The organism is Pelagibius sp. 7325, from assembly GCF_037652055.1.
In the GTDB taxonomy this organism is placed as follows: domain Bacteria; phylum Pseudomonadota; class Alphaproteobacteria; order Kiloniellales; family Kiloniellaceae; genus Pelagibius.
In genome coordinates, this window is sequence record NZ_JBBKAH010000002.1 from 73,731 (window position 1) to 91,399 (window position 17,669).

Annotated in this window: 15 protein-coding genes; 11 read left to right on the plus strand and 4 right to left on the minus strand. The window is 67.2% G+C overall.

Features of this window, described 5'->3' with window-relative positions; all coding sequences use genetic code 11:
* From carB to WDC82_RS02245, 6 genes are all read left to right on the plus strand, one after another.
* Entirely contained in the window at window positions 1-3,288 is a 3,288-nt protein-coding gene (gene carB / locus WDC82_RS02220) for a carbamoyl-phosphate synthase large subunit (protein ID WP_340115622.1), read from the plus strand.
* A gap of 78 nt (window positions 3,289-3,366) precedes the next feature.
* A complete protein-coding gene (gene greA, locus WDC82_RS02225) occupies window positions 3,367-3,843 on the plus strand; it encodes a transcription elongation factor GreA (protein WP_340115623.1) in 477 nt (158 codons plus the stop codon).
* A gap of 200 nt (window positions 3,844-4,043) precedes the next feature.
* Window positions 4,044-4,805, plus strand: a complete 762-nt coding sequence (locus WDC82_RS02230) for an ABC transporter ATP-binding protein (protein ID WP_340115624.1) — start codon at window positions 4,044-4,046, stop codon at window positions 4,803-4,805.
* Complete coding sequence (locus WDC82_RS02235; RefSeq protein ID WP_340115625.1) at window positions 4,802-5,530, plus strand: ABC transporter ATP-binding protein; 729 nt, start codon at window positions 4,802-4,804, stop codon at window positions 5,528-5,530. Before WDC82_RS02230 ends, WDC82_RS02235 begins: the two co-directional genes overlap by 4 nt.
* A gap of 5 nt (window positions 5,531-5,535) precedes the next feature.
* Window positions 5,536-6,408 (plus strand): branched-chain amino acid ABC transporter permease, encoded by an 873-nt coding sequence (locus tag WDC82_RS02240; protein WP_340115626.1) that lies wholly within the window; start codon window positions 5,536-5,538, stop codon window positions 6,406-6,408.
* A 13-nt stretch (window positions 6,409-6,421) separates the two neighbouring features.
* The gene (locus tag WDC82_RS02245; RefSeq protein WP_340115627.1) at window positions 6,422-7,378 is read left to right on the plus strand and encodes a branched-chain amino acid ABC transporter permease; all 957 of its coding nucleotides are present in this window, start codon (window positions 6,422-6,424) and stop codon (window positions 7,376-7,378) included.
* Between the two features lie 66 nt (window positions 7,379-7,444).
* On the opposite strand, the gene WDC82_RS02250 is transcribed toward WDC82_RS02245, so the two are convergent.
* Together WDC82_RS02250 and WDC82_RS02255 are read right to left on the minus strand one after the other, a co-directional pair.
* On the minus strand, window positions 7,445-8,686 hold the full coding sequence (locus WDC82_RS02250) for an ABC transporter substrate-binding protein (RefSeq protein ID WP_340115628.1): 1,242 nt from the start codon (window positions 8,684-8,686) through the stop codon (window positions 7,445-7,447).
* Window positions 8,687-8,834: 148 nt separating this feature from the next.
* Window positions 8,835-9,335 carry an Lrp/AsnC family transcriptional regulator gene (locus WDC82_RS02255; RefSeq protein ID WP_340115629.1) on the minus strand — a complete coding sequence of 167 codons (501 nt, stop codon included), beginning with the start codon at window positions 9,333-9,335 and terminating at the stop codon, window positions 8,835-8,837.
* A 214-nt stretch (window positions 9,336-9,549) separates the two neighbouring features.
* Here WDC82_RS02255 and WDC82_RS02260 point away from each other — a divergent pair, with 214 nt between their 5' ends.
* The 3 genes from WDC82_RS02260 (at window position 9,550) to WDC82_RS02270 (ending at window position 13,307) form a co-directional block, all read left to right on the plus strand.
* Window positions 9,550-10,596, plus strand: a complete 1,047-nt coding sequence (locus tag WDC82_RS02260; protein WP_340115630.1) for a mitochondrial fission ELM1 family protein — start codon at window positions 9,550-9,552, stop codon at window positions 10,594-10,596.
* A gap of 113 nt (window positions 10,597-10,709) precedes the next feature.
* The gene (locus WDC82_RS02265; protein WP_340115631.1) at window positions 10,710-11,369 is read left to right on the plus strand and encodes a 2OG-Fe(II) oxygenase; all 660 of its coding nucleotides are present in this window, start codon (window positions 10,710-10,712) and stop codon (window positions 11,367-11,369) included.
* A gap of 27 nt (window positions 11,370-11,396) precedes the next feature.
* The gene (locus tag WDC82_RS02270) at window positions 11,397-13,307 is read left to right on the plus strand and encodes a hypothetical protein (RefSeq protein ID WP_340115632.1); all 1,911 of its coding nucleotides are present in this window, start codon (window positions 11,397-11,399) and stop codon (window positions 13,305-13,307) included.
* Here WDC82_RS02270 and WDC82_RS02275 read toward each other — a convergent pair.
* Complete coding sequence (locus tag WDC82_RS02275; RefSeq protein ID WP_340115633.1) at window positions 13,304-13,696, minus strand: hypothetical protein; 393 nt, start codon at window positions 13,694-13,696, stop codon at window positions 13,304-13,306. The two genes, WDC82_RS02270 and WDC82_RS02275, sit on opposite strands and share 4 nt — an antisense overlap.
* Window positions 13,697-13,839: 143 nt before the next feature.
* Here WDC82_RS02275 and gloA point away from each other — a divergent pair, with 143 nt between their 5' ends.
* A complete protein-coding gene (gene gloA / locus WDC82_RS02280; protein WP_340115634.1) occupies window positions 13,840-14,280 on the plus strand; it encodes a lactoylglutathione lyase in 441 nt (146 codons plus the stop codon).
* Between the two features lie 284 nt (window positions 14,281-14,564).
* Window positions 14,565-15,812: an MFS transporter gene (locus WDC82_RS02285; RefSeq protein ID WP_340115635.1), complete on the plus strand. Its 1,248-nt coding sequence runs from the start codon at window positions 14,565-14,567 to the stop codon at window positions 15,810-15,812.
* A gap of 6 nt (window positions 15,813-15,818) precedes the next feature.
* On the opposite strand, the gene WDC82_RS02290 is transcribed toward WDC82_RS02285, so the two are convergent.
* A complete protein-coding gene (locus tag WDC82_RS02290) occupies window positions 15,819-17,561 on the minus strand; it encodes a SulP family inorganic anion transporter (protein WP_340115636.1) in 1,743 nt (580 codons plus the stop codon).
* Window positions 17,562-17,669: the final 108 nt, after the last annotated feature.

Genomic DNA, 17,669 nt, shown 5'->3' on the forward strand with positions numbered 1-17,669 from the left:
ATGCCCAAACGCACAGACATCAAATCGATCCTGATCATCGGCGCCGGCCCGATCGTCATCGGCCAGGCCTGCGAGTTCGACTATTCCGGCGCGCAGGCCTGCAAGGCGCTGAAGGAGGAGGGCTACCGGGTGATCCTGGTGAACTCCAATCCCGCCACCATCATGACCGACCCGGACCTGGCCGACGCCACCTACATAGAGCCGATCACGCCGGCCATGGTCGCCAAGGTCATCGAGCGCGAGCGCCCGGACGCCCTGCTGCCCACCATGGGCGGGCAGACCGCGCTGAACACCGGCCTGGCGCTGGAGCGCGACGGCACGCTGGAAAAGTTCGGGGTAGAGATGATCGGCGCCAAGGCCGACGTCATCGACAAGGCGGAAGATCGCCAGCGGTTCCGCGTGGCGATGGATAAGATCGGCCTGAAGTCGCCGCGCTCGCACCAAGTGAACTCCTTCGAGGAGGCCTTGGCGGTGCTGCCTGAGATCGGCCTGCCGGCGATCATCCGCCCCTCCTTCACCCTGGGCGGCACCGGCGGCGGCATCGCCTACAATGCCGATGAGTTCGAGGAGATCGTCAAGGGCGGCCTGCGCGCTTCGCCGACCAAGGAAGTCCTGATCGAGCAGTCGGTGCTGGGCTGGAAGGAGTACGAGATGGAGGTGGTCCGCGATTGCGCGGACAACTGCATCATCATCTGCTCCATCGAGAACATCGATCCGATGGGCATCCACACCGGCGATTCCGTCACCGTCGCGCCGGCGTTGACGCTGACCGACAAGGAATACCAGATCCTGCGCGACGCCTCGATCGCCGTGCTGCGCGAGATCGGCGTCGACACCGGCGGCTCCAACGTACAGTTCGCCATCAATCCCGAGGACGGCGATCTGGTCATCATCGAGATGAACCCGCGTGTCTCGCGCTCCTCGGCGCTGGCGTCCAAGGCGACCGGCTTCCCGATCGCCAAGATCGCCGCAAAGCTCGCGGTCGGCTACACGCTCGACGAACTCGACAACGACATTACCAGGGTGACCCCGGCCTCCTTCGAGCCGACCATCGACTACGTGGTCACGAAGATGCCGCGCTTCACCTTCGAAAAGTTCCCCGGCGCCGAGCCGACCCTCACCACCTCCATGAAGTCGGTGGGCGAGGCCATGGCGATCGGCCGTTGCTTCGCAGAGTCGCTGCAGAAGGCGCTGCGCTCCATGGAGACGGGCCTGACCGGCCTTAACGAGGTGGACATCCCCGGCGCCGTCGACGCCGAAGGTAAGGTTGATCGCGACGCCGTGCGCACCGCGCTGGCCGCGCCGCGCCCCGACCGCCTGCTGACCATCGCCCAGGCCTTCCGCCACGGCCTGACGTTGGTCGAGATCCTGGAGACCACCCATTACGACCCGTGGTTCCTGCGCCAGGTCCAGGAGCTCGTCGCCGTCGAGGACGGGGTGCGCAAGGCCGGCTTGCCGCAGGATCACGACGGCTGGTTGCGCCTGAAGAAGCTCGGCTTCTCCGACGCGCGCCTGGGCGAGCTGACCGGGCGCGAGGAGAGCGCCGTCCTGGCCGAACGCAAGGCGGCCGGCATCACCGCCGTCTACAAGCGCATCGACACCTGTGCCGGCGAGTTCGCCTCGATCACCCCCTACATGTACGCCGCCTACGAAGGCGGTCACCAGGGGCCCAACGGTCCCCTGCCGGCCGAGTGCGAGGCCGATCCCAGCGAGCGCACCAAGGTGATGATCCTGGGCGGCGGACCGAACCGCATCGGCCAGGGCATCGAGTTCGACTACTGCTGCGTCCACGCCGCCTATGCCCTCAGCGAGGCCGGCTACGAGACGATCATGGTGAACTGCAACCCGGAGACGGTCTCCACCGACTACGACACCTCCGACCGGCTGTACTTCGAGCCGCTGACCACCGAGGACGTCGTCGGCATCGCCCGCAAGGAGCAGAGCCGCGGCACCCTTAAAGGAGTCATCGTGCAGTTCGGCGGCCAGACGCCGCTGAAGCTGGCCAACGACCTGGAGGCCGCCGGCATTCCCATCCTGGGCACCGCGCCGGACGCCATCGATCTCGCCGAGGACAGGAAGCGCTTCCAGGCGCTGCTCGCCGATCTCGGCCTGAGGCAGCCGCCCAACGGCACTGCGACCTCGAAGGCCGAGGCCCTGGCCGTGGCCGAGAAGATCGGCTACCCGGTGCTCATCCGCCCGTCCTATGTGCTGGGTGGCCGCGCCATGGAAATCGTTCACAATCCGGAACGCCTGGAGCGCTACATCGAGACGGCGGTGAAGGTCTCGGGCAAGAACCCGGTGCTGATCGACAGCTACCTGCGCGAGGCGGTCGAGGTCGACGTCGACGCGGTGGCCGACGGCACCGACGTCTTCGTTGCCGGCGTCATGGAGCACATCGAGGAGGCCGGCATCCATTCCGGCGACTCCGCCTGTTCGCTGCCGCCCTACAGCCTCGCCCCCGCCATCGTCGAGGAGATCGGTCGCCAGACCGAACAGCTCGCCCGCGCCCTGGGCGTGGTCGGTCTGATGAACGTCCAGTTCGCCGTGCGCGGCGAGGAGATCTACATCCTGGAGGTCAACCCGCGCGCCAGCCGCACGGTGCCCTTCGTCGCCAAGGCAACCGGACTGCCGATCGCCAAGATCGCCGCCCGCATCATGGCCGGCGAGAAACTGGCAGGCTTCGGCCTGCCGCCCAAGGGGAACCAGGTGCCGTTGAAGCACGTGGCGGTTAAGGAAGCGGTCTTCCCCTTCGCGCGCTTCCCCGGCGTCGACGTCATGCTAGGCCCGGAAATGCGCTCGACCGGTGAGGTCATGGGCCTCGACCGCGATTTCGCGCGCGCCTTCCTGAAGGCCCAGCTGGGCGCCGGTGTCACCCTACCCCAGAGCGGCACGGTCTTCATCTCCGTGAAGGACGACGACAAGGCGGCCATCGCCCCGGTGGCGCGTGCCATCGCCGCCCTGGGCTTCCGGATTCTCGCGACCGGCGGCACAGCCAAATTTCTGGCGGATCAAGGGCTTACCATCGAGACCATCAAGAAGGTGCGGGAAGGCCGCCCGCACATCGTCGACGCCATGAAATCCGGCGAGGTACAGCTGGTCTTCAATACCACCGAAGATGCCAAGGCGATCGCCGACTCTTTTGAGCTCAGGCGCACCGCATTAACCAATTCGGTGCCCTACAGCACCACGGTCGCCGGCGCCCGGGCTGCTGTTAAGGCCATTGAGGCGCTGAAATCCGACGATCTTGCAGTCGCCCCGCTGCAGTCTTACTTTATTGGGTCCTATTGAGGCGGCCACTTTCAATGCCGCCACGGATCGGGCAAAGTTACTCTCTTGGTCATTTAGGAAAGTACTAGGCTTGCTCCCATGAGCGATAAAGTTCCCATGACGGCGAGCGGTTTCGCCCGCCTGGAAGAAGAATTGCGTTACCTGAAGTCGACGGCGCGCCCGGAGGTCATTCGCGCCATCGCCGAAGCGCGCGAGCACGGCGACCTTTCGGAGAACGCAGAATACCATGCCGCGCGCGAGCGCCAGAGCTTCATTGAAGGCCGTGTGGCCGAGCTTGAAGACAAGATCGCCCGCGCCGAGGTCATCGACGTCGCCAGCCTGAACGGCAAGACCGTGAAGTTCGGCGCCACCGTCACCCTGGTGGACGAGGACACCGACGCGAAGACGGCCTATCAGCTGGTCGGCGAGATGGAGGCCGACGTAAAAGAAGGCCGCCTGTCGATCACCGCGCCGCTGGCGCGCGCCCTGATCGGCAAGGAGGTCGGCGATTCCGTCGAGGTGATGACCCCCGCCGGCTCCAAGGCCTACGAGATCCTCAAGGTCCAGTACATCTAGGCTGAACCGCCGGAACACGGCTGAACCGGCCTTGTCCGACATGGACAAGGCCGGCGGCTTTTCCTATACAGCTCTGCTAAGCTGATCGCTCACAGCCTCAAGGGCGGCCGCACGCGGCCGGACGAAAATCAGGGGCGGGCCGATCGCTGCGGGGCCGCGCGAAGAAGAAGAACAAGAATAAGAACGGGTTTGAGGACCAGATGCTCGTACTCACCGAGCTGACGAAGAACTTTGGCGGCTTCCGGGCGGTCGACCACTGCAGCTTCTCCGTGGCCGAAGGCACCATCACCGGCCTGATCGGCCCCAACGGTGCCGGCAAGACGACGCTGTTCAACCTCATCGCCGGCGCGCTCAGCCCCGACAGCGGTACCGTGGCGTTTCTCGGCGAGGACATCTCCCATCTGCGCCCGCACCGGCGCTTTGCGCGCGGCCTCGTGCGCACCTTCCAGATCCCTCATGAGTTTCATCGCCTGACGGTGCTGGAAAACCTGATGGTCGCCGCCGACCACCAGGACGGCGAGCGCCTGTGGGAGAATTGGCTGGCCTGGAAGAGAGTGACCCGCCGCGAGGACGAAGTGCGCGCCCGCGCCGAGGACACCCTCGCCTTCCTCGGCCTCACGCATCTGGCCGGCGAGCGCGCCGGCAATCTCTCCGGCGGCCAGAAGAAGCTGCTGGAACTCGGCCGCACCATGATGACCGACCCCAAGCTGGTGTTGCTTGACGAGCCGGCCGCCGGCGTCAACCGCACCCTGCTGCGCGAGGTCGAGGAGAAAATTCTCCGCCTCAACCGCGAGCGCGGCTTCACTTTCCTGCTGGTTGAACACGACATGGCCTTCATCGAAAAGCTCTGTGACCCGGTCATCTGCATGGCCGAGGGACGCGTGCTGGTCGAAGGCGACTTCGAGACCGTGCGCCGCAATCCGCACGTTCTGGAAGCCTACCTCGGCGAAAGCACCGCATGAGCCACACCCAGACCGGCAGCCCGATCCTGAGCGTCGCCGGCGTGACCGGCGGCTACGGCAGCGGCGCGGACATCCTGCACGGCATCGACCTGACCGTCGGCCGCCACGAGATCGTCGGCATCGTCGGACCCAACGGAGCCGGCAAGTCGACGGCATTGAAGGCCATCTTCGGCCTGGTTCAGGTGCGCGGCGGCGCCATCCGCTTCGACGACCGCGACATCGCCGGCTGGGCACCCAACCGCATCGTGCGCTGCGGCATCGGCTACGTGCCGCAGGTCGACAATGTGTTCCGCGAGATGACCGTGGAAGAAAATCTCGAGATGGGTGCCTTCCTGCGCCGCAGCGGCGTGGAAGCGGCGCTGCAGCGGATCTACACCCTGTTCCCCGACCTGGTGGAGAAGCGCCGCAAGCCCGCCGGCAGTCTTTCCGGCGGCCAGCGCCAGATGGTTGCCTTCGGCCGCGCCCTGATGCTCGACCCGCAACTGCTGCTGCTCGACGAGCCGACGGCCGGCCTCAGCCCGCGCTACTGCGAGCAGATCTTCCAGATCGTGCGCGATGTGCGCGCCGCCGGCGTCGCCGTGCTGCTGGTCGAACAGCACGCCAAGCAGGCGCTCAGCTTCTGCGACCGTGCTTATGTGCTGGCCTCCGGGCGCAACCGCGCCGAGGGCACCGGCCAGGGTCTCCTCGCCGACCGCGAGATCGCCCAGATGTTTCTCGGCGGCTGACGACTATGGACCTGCTGAGCTTCATCAACTTCTACCTAGTGCCGGGCATCGTGCTGGGGGCGATCTACTCCCTCGGCGCCATCGGCATTACCCTGGTGTTCGGGGTGCTGCGTTTTGCACACCTGGCGCACGGTGACCTCGCGACGATGGGCGCCTTCCTGGTGCTCGCCCTGGTCAGCCTGCTTGGCATGAACCCCTGGGTCGCGCTGCCCGTCTCCATGGCGGCGACGGCAGGTCTTGCCGTCGCGCTGCACTGGCTGTTCTACGAGCATCTGCGCCGGCGCAGCGCCATCCTCACCGTCATCGCGTCCCTGGGTGTGGCTCTCATGCTGCGGGCGGTGGTGCAGGTGGTCTGGGGTGTCGACTCGCAGACCTACGTCGGCGGCATCACCCGCCCGGAAAGCTACTTCGGCATCCGCGTCAAGGATCGCGAGTTCTGGACCCTAGCGGCCACCGCCGCGCTGGTCGTCGGCCTGCAGCTCTTCCTCACTTTCACGCGCTGGGGCAAGGCGATGCGCGCCATGTCCGACAACCCGGACCTCGCGCGGCTCTCCGGCATCGACACGCGCCTCACCACCGCGCTCACCTGGACCATCATCGGCATCCTCTCGGCCGCCGCCGGCTTCTTCCTCGGCATCAACACCGAGCTGAAGTCGCTGATGGGCTGGTACATGCTGCTGCCGATGTTCGCCGCCGCCATCCTGGGCGGCGTTGGACGCGTCGAGGGCGCGGTGCTGGGCGGCATGGTGATCGGCATCGCCGAGGAATGCTCGGTGCTGTTCCTGCCGTCCGAGTACAAGTCAGCCCTGGCCTTTGCCATCCTGCTCATCATGCTCGCCGTCAGGCCCACCGGCCTGCTGCGCGGCAAGGTCCTGTAGAGGGAGACGCACGATGGAATGGATCGGCCTCGCCAACTACGCGGTCTTCATGGCGATCTTCATCGGGATCTACGCGATCCTGGCGCTCGGCCTCAATATTCAGTGGGGGCTGACCGGCCTCTTCAATGCCGGCATCGCCGGCTTCTTCGCGGTCGGCGCCTATACCTCGGCCATCCTCACCGGCCCGGCGATGGAGGGGCGCCTCGGCGGCTTCGAGCTGCCGGTGGCGGTCGGCTGGATCGGCGCCATGCTGGTGGCGGGCCTGATCGCCTGGCCGATCGGCAAGATCACCCTGCGCTTTCGCTCCGACTACCTCGCCATCGCCACCATCGGCGTGGCCGAGATCATCCGCCTGGTTGCGAAGTCGGAAGACTGGCTGACCAACTCGGCGCGCGGCCTCAACAACCTACCGCGCCCCTTCGGAGACCTCGACTACTTCTACTCGCAGCTCGCCTACCTCGGACTGGTGCTGCTCTGCCTCGTGGTCGCCTACCTGTTGGTCGAGCACCAGTTCCGCTCGCCCTGGGGCCGCATGATGCGCGCCATCCGCGACAACGAGACGGCGGCCGCCTCGCTAGGGAAGAACATCGCCTTCCGCCGCCTGGAGGCCTTCGTCTTCGGTGCCTGCCTGATGGGCCTGGGTGGCGCGCTGCTCGCCCACTTCAACCGCTCGATTACGCCGGAAGGCATCGATCCGATGATCGCGACCTTCCTCATCTGGATCATGCTGATCCTCGGCGGCTCGGGGAACAACCGCGGCGCCATCCTGGGCACCGCCGTGGTGTGGATCATCTGGTCGATGACGGAGATCGTCACCGATCAGCTGCCGACCGAGATGGCGATCCAGGCCAAGTACATCCGCATGTTCCTCATCGGGCTGATGCTGCAGTTGGTGCTGCGCTTCCGCCCGGAAGGCCTGCTGCCGGAAGATCCGACGCAGCGCAAAGCGAAAGCCGGAAAAGCCCCCTGAAACGAAAGCGGCGGCGGAAGCTGACCGCTCCCGCCGCCGTGCGGCACTTCCAAACCTGACGTCGGCTTACTCGATGGCGGACATCATCGCCAGGGTGCCGTCCTTCACGCCGAAGATGGCGTAGACACCGGGAACGTCACCGTTGGCGTCGAACTCGTGATCGCCCGCGGCGCCCTGGTAGTTGATGTCCTTGCCCTCTGCGATCAGCTTCTTCGCCTTCTCCCACTCACCCGGCAGGATGACCTCGCCGGGTGCCGAGGCGACCTCGCGCAGCGCCGCCGAAATCTTCGAGCGGTCGGCGGCGCCGGCCTTCTCGATGGCCAGCGCCAGCAGGAACGCGGCGTCGTAGGAGGTGGTCGCATAGACCGCCGTCTGGTCGCCGCCGGCTTCCATGTAGAGCTTGTTGAACACGTCGAGACCCGCCGACTCCGCGCCGACCGGCGCCGAGGTGGTGAACTCCTTCAGATTGTCCGCGCCCAGCGCGTCGATGAGGGCATCGGTCTTCATGCCGTCGCCGCCAACGAATTTCTCGAAGAAGCCGTTCTCCAGCGCCTGACGCAGGATGGTCATGCCGGCGCCGTCGCCGTAGTCGATCAGCACCAGGGTGTCGGCACCCTGGCCGGCCAGCTCGGCCAGCTCGGAGCGGTAGGAGGCTTTGCCGTCCTCGTGCGCGGCGTAGCCGGCGATCTTGCCGCCCTTGGCCTCGAACTCCGACCTGAAGGCCTCGGCGAAGCCCTTGCCGTAGTCGTTGTTCAGATAGGCGACGGCGGCCGACTGGGTGCCGTCGGCCAGCAGCTTGCGCGCCAGCGCCTGGCCTTGGTAGCTGTCCGACGGCGCGGTGCGGAATACCAGGTCCTTGTCGTCCAGCTTGGTGAGTTCCGGCGAGGTCGCAGACGGCGAAACCAGCACGACGCCGGCCGGGATGGCGACGGAGTTGGCGGCGGCCAGGGTGGCGCCGGAGCAATACGGGCCGACCAGGGCGACGACACCTTCGACGTTCACCGCCTTGGTCGCGGCATCGGTGCCGCCCTGCTGGCTGCAGGCCGAATCGCCGACCACGGCGACCAGGGTGTCGCCGTTCAGGATGCCGCCCTGGGCGTTCACGTGCTCGACGGCCAGTTGCGAGGCCTTGATCATCGGCGGCGCCAGCGCCGCGATCGGGCCGGAGATGCCGCCCACGAGACCGATTTTCACCTCGGCTGCCTGAGCGGCACCGGCCAGCGTGGTGACCGCGAACAGCGAGGCTGCCGCGGCGGTTGCGAATCCTCTGCCTCTTTGGGCAGACCGCTTAAGCGACGAGAAAGACATGGGAATTTCCTTTCCGCAGTAGGATGGCGGCGCTGGGGCCGCCTTATAGGGCAGCGGTTGAATTGCGTCCAGCACCACCCTCAACCATACCTCATCTTGGCCGCAGGCGAACATGTCCTGCACCGGCTGCCTGGGGAAGAAAGCGGCTTCAGTCGTGGTTGGCCGGCTCGACGCCCTGGGCAATGTCGATCGGCACGCCCGGCGTGGACTTGGCGGTGCGGATGACCTGAATGGTCTTCACCGTCACCACATGCGCGGCGGAGGTCAGCCGCTGGGTCAGCTCGTTCTCGTGTGCCGTGTTGCGCGCCACGAGCCGCAGCACGAAGTCGTCGGGGCCGCGCGCCATGTGGCATTCGCGCACCTCGGGCCAGCCGGCGACCAGCGTCTCGAAGCCGTGCAGCACCGTCTCCGACTGGCTGTTGAGGCCGACCAGCGCGAAGAAGGTGACTTCGAAGCCGAGTTCCTCGGCGTCGAGATCGGCGTGGTAGCCCTTGATGTAGCCGGCTTCCTCCAGCGCGCGCACGCGGCGCAGGCAGGGTGGCGCGGAGATGCCGGCGCGGCGCGCCAGCTCGACGTTGGTGATCCGGCCGTCTTCCTGGAGGTCCTGCAGGATCTGCAGGTCGATTCGGTCCAATTTGACCCGGCGCATAGGCCCCTCGGTAAGGATATCCCTGAAATGCCCCCGTTGCGGCGGACACTGAGTAACAATATTACCCGAGGGCCCCGGCTGGCAAGCCCAAGACAACCCGGACCGGCTGTGTGAAACCGCTTTGTTTCGCCACCCGCCGGGGCGAAAAGCCGGCGGAGCGCCTCGGTTTCGGCCTTGCACCGGCTGCGGCGTGGGGCGCATAGTCGCGTCCGCAATGAACCCTGCCGACGTTCCTTCCCCGACTGATTTCTCCTCCACGACCGACGCCGATGCCCTGGCCGGGCTCTCCTGCTGGGTGGTCACCGATGGCAAGGCGGGCATGGAGATCCAGTGCAAGGGGCTTGCCGAGGCCCTGGGATTCATGCCGGAAATCAAGCGCATCTCCGTCACGAAGCCGTGGCGCTGGCTGCCGGCGGCGCTCATTCGCGATCCCCTGGCAACTCTCGGTCCCAAGGGCGACCGCCTGGCGCCGCCCTGGCCCGACCTGTGGATTGCCAGCGGGCGGCAGACCGTGCCGCTGACCCGTGATCTGCGGCGCTTGAGCGGCGGGCGCGTCTTCACCGTGCAGATCCAGAACCCGGCCATCGACCCGGCCCTGATCGACCTCATCGTCACGCCGGAACACGACCGCCTGCGCGCACCCAACGTGCTGACCACCCGCGGCTCTCTCGGACAGGTGACGCCGGAGCGCCTGGCGGCAGCGGCCGGGCGCTTCCGGGCGCGCTACGCCCACCTGCCGGAGCGTCGCATCGGCGTGCTGATCGGCGGGGACAACAAGGTCTTCCGCCTCGATTCCCGCACCATGACAACGCTGACCGAGCGGCTTGCCAAACTGGCGCGCGAGGGCTGGGGCCTGATGATCACCCCGTCGCGGCGCACCGGCCCGCGCAACGAGGAGATCCTGCGCCACGGCCTCCACGGTCTCCCCGCGGACATCTGGGACGCCCAAGGCGACAATGCCGGCGAGAACCCCTATTTCGGCATCCTGGCCCTGGCCGACCACCTGGTGGTGACCGGCGATTCGGTGAACATGGTCTCGGAGGCCTGCAGCACCGGCAAGCCGGTGCATACGGTGCAACTGCAGGGCCACGCGCCGAAGTTCGACCGTTTCCACGCCGCTTTGCAGCAGGCCGGCATCACCCGCGACTTTGACGGGAGCCTGCCCGAGTGGACCTACACCCCGCTGGCCGAGACCCGGCGGGTCGCCGGACAAATCCGCCGCCTTCTGCTGGACCACCTGACGCGGCGCCCCGCCGCGTGAGCCAGCTGTGCCGTAGGGCCGGGGCTTGATCTGGCTCATTTGATCTTTACCTGTCCCCCCAGTAAAAAGATTGCCTGAGTCCACTGCGGATCACCCGATCGGAAAGCCGCCGCTTGTCGAGTCTCGCCGCCGAAACCACCCCGCGCTCCCCGCGCCTCGACCTGGACCGCTTCGAGGCGACGGCGTTGCAGCGCGCGCCCTTCGACTTCCTCATCGTGCCCGGCTTCCTGAAGCGCGACGCCCTGCCCGCGGTGGAACGCGACTTCCCGAAAATCACCAGCGGCGGCAGCTTTCCGGCGAGCAGCCTGAAATGCGGCCCCGCCTTCACCGCCCTCTTGGACGAGTTGCAGGGCCCGGAGGTCACCGCCGCCTTCGGGGCGAAGTTCGCCATCGACTTGAAGGGGCGGCCGACCATGGTCACCCTGCGCGGCCAGTCGCGCGCCAAGGACGGCGCCATCCACACGGACTCGCGCACGAAGCTGGTGACCGCCCTCATCTACCTGAACAGCGCCTGGGAGTCCGATGGCGGGCGCCTGCGCATGCTGAACGGTCCCGACGACCTGGAGGACTACGCCGCCGAGGTTCCGCCCGAAGCGGGCACCCTGGTCGCCTTCCGCTGCGCGCCCGAGGCCTGGCACGGCCACAAGCCCTTCGTCGGGCAGCGCCGCTCCATCCAGCTGAACTGGCTGACCGATGAAAGCGTGCTGAAGCGCGAATTGAAGCGCCACGCCTTCTCCGCCTGGACCAAGAAACTACTGCGCTTCGGCAAGTGATTCCGTTCTGACCCTTTCGAGAGTGTAATGGCCCTCAACATCGAGACCTTCAGCAACGCCAAGGGCGGCAACGCCTTCTTCAAGGCCATCGGCCACCCGCTGGCCGCGCGCCAGGCGGCGGACCTGCTGCAGGATCTCGGCACGGGTCCGATCGCGGTCTACGATCCCCTCGGCTATGCGCGCGCCTTCGCCGAGATCTACGATCTCTCCGGCCTCGACATCGCCGCGGTCTACGTGCAGGACCTGGAGGACATCGGCCACGACATTCTCGGGTGCAAGGCGCAGCCGGTCACCGACCTGCCGGAGACCAAGGCAAAGAAAATCTTCGTCACTGCCTTCGACAGCGCGCGCCTCGTCGCGCACATCCGCCACCTGCTGCCGGCCGGCGCCGAAGTGGCGAGCCTCGACGCGCTGCGCCTGCCGGACAGCATGCTGACGAACACGCGCAACTATCTCGACAGCCTGAACTTCGCCACCAACCTGGTGCTGTTCCGTGACGGCCAAGGTCACCATACGCGGCTGGCAACCGCCAACTACTGGTCGGGTTACGGGGCCAAGGCGCCGACGGCGTGGTGCTGCCTGATGGACGAGGACGGCCAGCCGCTCGCCGAGTGGTCCGACCCGCTGCCCGGCGCCTACGCCAGCGTCGTCATCGACTCGCAGGAGGTGCGCGAACGCTTCGACCTGGAAGACTTCACCGGCAGCCTCTTCCTGCACGTCTGCGGCGTCGCCGGCCATGACATCGTGAAGTACGCGCTGGACACCTACGGCGATGGAGACGAGATGCTCTCCTGCACCCACGATGCCAATGCCTGGCCCGCCGATCTCTATGCCGGCGTGCCGGCGCCCAAGGACGGCGAGACGGTGCTGCTGTGGGTACAGAATAGCCATCCCGCAACGGTGCCCGCCGGCAGCGTCGGCCTCAACCTCATGGGCGAGAAAAAGATCGCCTGGCTGGACCGCGCGATTCCGCCCTTCGGCACACTGGCCATCGACACGGCGGATCTGCTGCCCGAGGCGCGCTGGCCGCAGCAGATCGAGGTGCAGGCCGGCAAGCACTTCGTGCGTCCGCGCTACGAAGTGATCGCCAACGGCGCTGTCAATCCGCCGCGCCGCCGCATCGCGCACGCCAACGTGGAGCGGGTCGACCTGAAGCCGGACCCGCGCATCCCCGAACTCTCGAACCTGCTGGGCAAGGGCTTCATCCTGCCGGCGCCGATCCTGCCGCGCGGACGCTTCCGCTCGCTCGCATTACCCACGCCAATGTCGACCTGCCAAGCCAACCTGCCGCTGGCGCTCTACGCCTACGATCCCGACGGCAAAGAGATCGGCGGCAAGTCGCTCGGCAAGCTGCCGCGCAATCACGCGACCCTCGTCGACATCGAGGACCTGGTGGACGGCGCGGGTTCGGACTGGGGCCACATGGAACTGGTCTACGACTTCGCCGCGGGCGGCGAGGCCGACGGCTGGCTGCACGGCCTCTTCCGCTACGAGGACAAGGCCTCAGGGCACGTCGCGGAAACCTCCTTCGGCGCGCACATCTTCAACGCGGTGCTGACCTACAAGGGCGAGCCGCAGTCCTATGCCGGGCGCGCGCCGGGGCTCTCGACGCGCCTCTTCCTCTCCTTCGGGCCTCAGCCCTACGAGGCGCTCTGCCACCTCATCTATCCGGCCTCGACGCCGTGGCACGATAAGAGCGCGACGACGCTCATCCTGCATGATGCGGACGGCCAGCCTCTCGCCGAACACGCCGTCCAGATCGCGTGCGGCGGCTCGCTGCTGTGGACGCCGTCCGACTTCTTCTCTGCCGAAGACATGAAAAAGGCCGGCCCCGCCGGCTACGTCATCATCCGCGACACCACCTGCCGCCTCTTCGGCTACCACGGCCTCACCAACGGCGAGAAGGCCTTCTCCTTCGACCACATGTTCGGGTTCTAGAGGGCAACGTAGTCGACGCTCACACCGAACAACTCGGTCTCCGCGAGAAAGACCTGCTCTGAGCCCCGCCAGGAAACGACGAGTCTGCGCGGCCCGGCCCACTGGACGCTCGTCTCGAGCCGCGCGCGATCGCCATCGGCGATCAGCACGTCGGCTTCCTTCGCCAACAGGCTGTCGAAATTCCGCTCCATCGTGATGTAGGTCGCAACCCCTGTGGTCGCTCCGCAGCTGCCCTCGGAAACCGAAGCCCGATAGCGGCCATCGGGCGAAACGGCCTGCTGCACCACCGCCTTACCGCAGAGCGGAGGCAGCGCAAGAAGCAACCAGACGATGAACAAACAGCCGGCGCCGGTAACGAGCACACCCAAGATCACGAAGCGCCGCAGCATGACGATCTTTTTCCTTTCCGGACCTGCCTCCGCCCTGGCTGACCATGATGCCCCTACAAATCCGGCGGCAATGGCCCTAAATTGTGGCCTGAGCAAGAAACAACACGCGCCCGCATAACCCACAAAATCAGGAAGAGCTTTCGATGCAATACCTGCACACCATGGTCCGGGTGAAGGACCTCGACGCCTCGCTCGACTTCTACTGCAACAAGCTGGGCCTCCAGGAGGTCCGACGCATGGAGAACGACAAGGGCCGCTTCACCCTGGTGTTCCTGGCGGCACCGGAAGACGTCGGCCGCGCCAAGCAGGACAAGGCGCCGCTGGTGGAGCTGACCTACAACTGGGACACCGAGGACTACCAGGGCGGCCGCAACTTCGGCCACCTCGCCTACCTGGTGGACGACATCTACGCCACCTGCCAGCGCCTGCAGGACGGCGGCGTCACCATCAACCGCCCGCCGCGCGACGGCCACATGGCCTTCGTGCGCTCGCCCGACGGCATCTCCATCGAATTGCTGCAGAAGGGCGACAACCTGCCGCCCCAGGAGCCCTGGGCGTCGATGCAGAACACCGGCAGCTGGTAACGCCCCTCCCCCTCACCCAGCTCTGGCTAAGGCGCGGCTTTGCCGCGCCAAGCCTGCGCATCCCTCTCCCACCAGGGGAGAGGGCTTTCTTCGATGCCGCCGCCCTTCTTCCTCTCCCCTCCGTGGGAGAGGGATGCGGAGCCTTAGTGAGGTCGCAAGACCGAACTTAGGCGCAGCTGGGTGAGGGGGCTGCCGTCCCATTTCACTGAACTTGTAGCGGCCTTCAAAACCGGATAGGGGAGCAGGAGCGGCTACCGCCGCTCACCTGAAGGACCCCTGCCCCCATGCTCGCCCGCCGCATCTACGATTCCTGGCCGCTGTTCCTCGGCATGCTGCTGCTGATGATCAGCAACGGCTTGCTGGTCACGCTCTTGACCACGCGGGCGACCGAACTGGGCTTCAGCGCGACGCAGATCGCCTTCATGCAGGCGGCCTATCCGCTGGCCGCCCTCTTCGGCTGCCTGGTGGCGCCGCGCATCGTCGCCGCGGTCGGCCACATCCGCAGCTTCGGCGCCCTGGCCTCGCTGTGCTCCACCGCGGCGCTCATCCACATGGTGACGGCGGATCCCTGGTCCTGGGCCGCCATGCGGGCGCTCGCCGGTTTCTGCTTTCCCGGCCTCTACGTGGTGGCGGAAAGCTGGCTGAACGGGCGCGCCGACAACCACACCCGCGCGGCGCTGCTCTCCATATATTTCATCACCCAGACCGGCGGCGTGGCGCTGGGCCAGCTGCTGCTCGGCATCCCGGACAGCGGCGGCAACCTACTGTTCGTCATCGTCTCGGTGCTGATCTCACTCTCCCTGGTACCGATGCTGCTGTCCGCCCAGCAGGGCCAGGCCTTCGAGGCACCGGCGCGCCTTTCCATGCGCGACCTCTTCCGCCTCTCGCCCCTGGGGCTGTCGGTCAGCTTCGTGAACGGCATCTCGCAGGGGGCCTTCTACGTGGGCCTGGGGCTCTTCGGCGTCGCCATCGGCCTGCCGGTCGGCCAGGTGGGTCTGCTGGTCGCGGCGGGAACCCTGGGCGGCGTCCTTGGCCAGTTTCCGCTGGGGGCGCTCTCCGACCGCATCGATCGGCGCCTGGTCATCGCCGGCGCGGCCCTGGTCGCCTTGGCCGCCTGCGGCTTCCTTGCCGCCACCGCGCCGCTGCTGTCCGGCACCGTCTGGCTCTATGCCGCCATTGCCGTGGTCGGCGCCTTCGTGCTGCCGCTCTATTCGCTCGGCGTCGCCCACACCAACGACCGCCTGGCGCCGGCCCAGATGGTGGCGGCCTCGGGCGGCCTGGTGCTGGTGATGAACGTCGGCATCGTGCTCGGCCCGCCGGCCGGCGGCCTCGCAATCAGCCATTTCGGCGCGCCCGCCCTCTTCGCCTGCCTCGCCGTCCTGCAGGGGGTCACGGCCGCGCTGGCGCTCTACCGGCTCGTCGCCGGCGAGAAGCCGGCGGAGACCGGCACCGCGCTGCCGGTCGGCCACGCGGCGACGCCGGTCGCCAGCCGCCTCAATCCCGAGGCCCGCGAAGCCGCGCCGGAGAACTAAGGCGCGCTACTCCGCGATACCGCTTTCGATCATCGCAGTGGCCATCTCCCGCGCGGCCGCGAAGTTGTCGGCAAAGCGCAGGTTGTCGTGGCGGCCCCCACCACCCGCGGCAGCTCCCGAGCCCACGCCCATGCGCGCCAGAACCTCCCGCGGCTGCGGCCGGATGCCGGAGACGATGACAGCGACGCCCCTTTCGCGGCAGCGGCGCAGAAAGTCCGAGAGCGCGGCGACGCCCGACGAATCGATCATCGGCACGTTGCGCATGCGCAGGATGAAGACCCGCGGCGGCGTCGGCATGGCCTCCAGCGCATCGCGCAGGCTGCGCGCGGCGCCAAAAAACAGCGGCCCGCGCAGAGAAAACATCTCGACCTCCTCGGGCAGCGTCTGGAAGGCGTAGTCGAGCGCCGGAATCTGCGCGTCGTCGACGTCGCCCTGCAGGAAGCCGACACCCTTTTCCACCTGCACCACCCCGGCCATGCGGTGCATGAAGAGGATCGCCGCCAGCACCACGCCGACCTCGATGGCGACCGTCAGGTCGACCATGACCGTCAGCATGAAGGTGACCAGCAGCACCACCGCATCGCCCGGCGGCGCGCTCAGCAGATGGCGGAACTTGTCGATCTCGCTCATGTTCCAGGCGACGATCACCAGCACCGCCGCGAGGCTGGCCAGCGGCACGTAAGACGCCAGCGGCGCCGCTGCCAGCATGAAGACCAGCAGGAAGACCGCGTGCAGCATGCCGGCAATGGGCGAGCGCGCGCCGGTGCGGATGTTGGTGGCGGTGCGCGCGATGGCGCCGGTGGCTGGCAGGCCGCCGAAGCAGGCCGAGGCGGTGTTGGCGATGCCCTGAGCCACCAGCTCGCAGTTGGAGCGGTGGCGCGCGCCCGTCATGCCGTCGGCCACCATGGCGGAGAGCAGGCTCTCGATGCCGGCAAGGAAAGCGATGGTGAAGGCCGAGGGGAGCACCTCGACGGCCTGCTGCAGGCTGAACGCCGGCAGCTGGAGGCCGGGCAGGCTGGAGGGGATCTCCCCGAAGCGGGAGCCGATGGTCTCGACCGGCAGGCCGAGGCCCCAGACCGCCAGCGCGGCGCCGACGACCGCCACCAGGAAGCCCGGCACTTTCGGCGCATAGCGGCGCAACAGCAGGATCACCGCCAGGGCCGCCGCCGCGATCGCGAAGGTCGCCAGGTCCAGGGTGTCGCGCGCCGTCCACAGGGCGTGCAGCTTGGGCAGGAACTCGGCCGGCAACGCTTCGGGCTGCAGGCCGAAGAGATCCTTTAGCTGGCTGGTGAAGATGATGACGGCGATGCCGGCGGTAAAGCCGGTCACCACCGGCTCGGGGATGTACTTGATCCAGGTGCCGAAGCGCATGAGGCCGGCGGCGACCAGCATGACGCCGGCCATGAGCGTGGCCAGCAGCAGACCGTCGTAGCCGTGCTGGGCGATGACGTTGAACACCACCACGACGAACGCGCCGGTCGGTCCGCCGATCTGGAAGCGGCTGCCGCCCAGGGCGGAAATCAGGAAGCCGGCGATGACCGCGGTGACCAGGCCCTTGTCCGGCGTCGTCCCGGAAGCAATGGCAAGCGCCATGGCTAGCGGCAGGGCGACCACCGCGACGGTCAGGCCGGCAACCGCGTCGGCGCGCAGGTGGGCAAGACCATAGCCCTCGGCCAGCACGGTGAAGATCTTCGGCTTGAACAGCTGCCAGAAGGAGGCGCCGGAGGAGGGCGGGCCGGCGTCGGTCATCGCGGGAACCACAAAATGAGAGCCATGAGGAAGCTTCAGCCTATACGCTTTGTCAAAATTTACACATGTTTTCTGTCGAATAGAGCCTTGCATGCCACGCAAAGGGGG

Excerpts from the sequence above, each read along its gene's own strand:
- carB (WP_340115622.1), top strand. The coding sequence starts at position 1 with ATGCCCAAACGCACAGACATCAAATCGATCCTGATCATCGGCGCCGGC.
- greA (WP_340115623.1), top strand. The coding sequence starts at position 3,367 with ATGAGCGATAAAGTTCCCATGACGGCGAGCGGTTTCGCCCGCCTGGAA.
- WDC82_RS02230 (WP_340115624.1), top strand. The coding sequence starts at position 4,044 with ATGCTCGTACTCACCGAGCTGACGAAGAACTTTGGCGGCTTCCGGGCG.
- WDC82_RS02235 (WP_340115625.1), top strand. The coding sequence starts at position 4,802 with ATGAGCCACACCCAGACCGGCAGCCCGATCCTGAGCGTCGCCGGCGTG.
- WDC82_RS02240 (WP_340115626.1), top strand. The coding sequence starts at position 5,536 with ATGGACCTGCTGAGCTTCATCAACTTCTACCTAGTGCCGGGCATCGTG.
- WDC82_RS02245 (WP_340115627.1), top strand. The coding sequence starts at position 6,422 with ATGGAATGGATCGGCCTCGCCAACTACGCGGTCTTCATGGCGATCTTC.
- WDC82_RS02250 (WP_340115628.1), bottom strand. The coding sequence starts at position 8,686 with ATGTCTTTCTCGTCGCTTAAGCGGTCTGCCCAAAGAGGCAGAGGATTC.
- WDC82_RS02255 (WP_340115629.1), bottom strand. The coding sequence starts at position 9,335 with ATGCGCCGGGTCAAATTGGACCGAATCGACCTGCAGATCCTGCAGGAC.
- WDC82_RS02260 (WP_340115630.1), top strand. The coding sequence starts at position 9,550 with ATGAACCCTGCCGACGTTCCTTCCCCGACTGATTTCTCCTCCACGACC.
- WDC82_RS02270 (WP_340115632.1), top strand. The coding sequence starts at position 11,397 with ATGGCCCTCAACATCGAGACCTTCAGCAACGCCAAGGGCGGCAACGCC.
- WDC82_RS02275 (WP_340115633.1), bottom strand. The coding sequence starts at position 13,696 with ATGCTGCGGCGCTTCGTGATCTTGGGTGTGCTCGTTACCGGCGCCGGC.
- gloA (WP_340115634.1), top strand. The coding sequence starts at position 13,840 with ATGCAATACCTGCACACCATGGTCCGGGTGAAGGACCTCGACGCCTCG.
- WDC82_RS02285 (WP_340115635.1), top strand. The coding sequence starts at position 14,565 with ATGCTCGCCCGCCGCATCTACGATTCCTGGCCGCTGTTCCTCGGCATG.
- WDC82_RS02290 (WP_340115636.1), bottom strand. The coding sequence starts at position 17,561 with ATGACCGACGCCGGCCCGCCCTCCTCCGGCGCCTCCTTCTGGCAGCTG.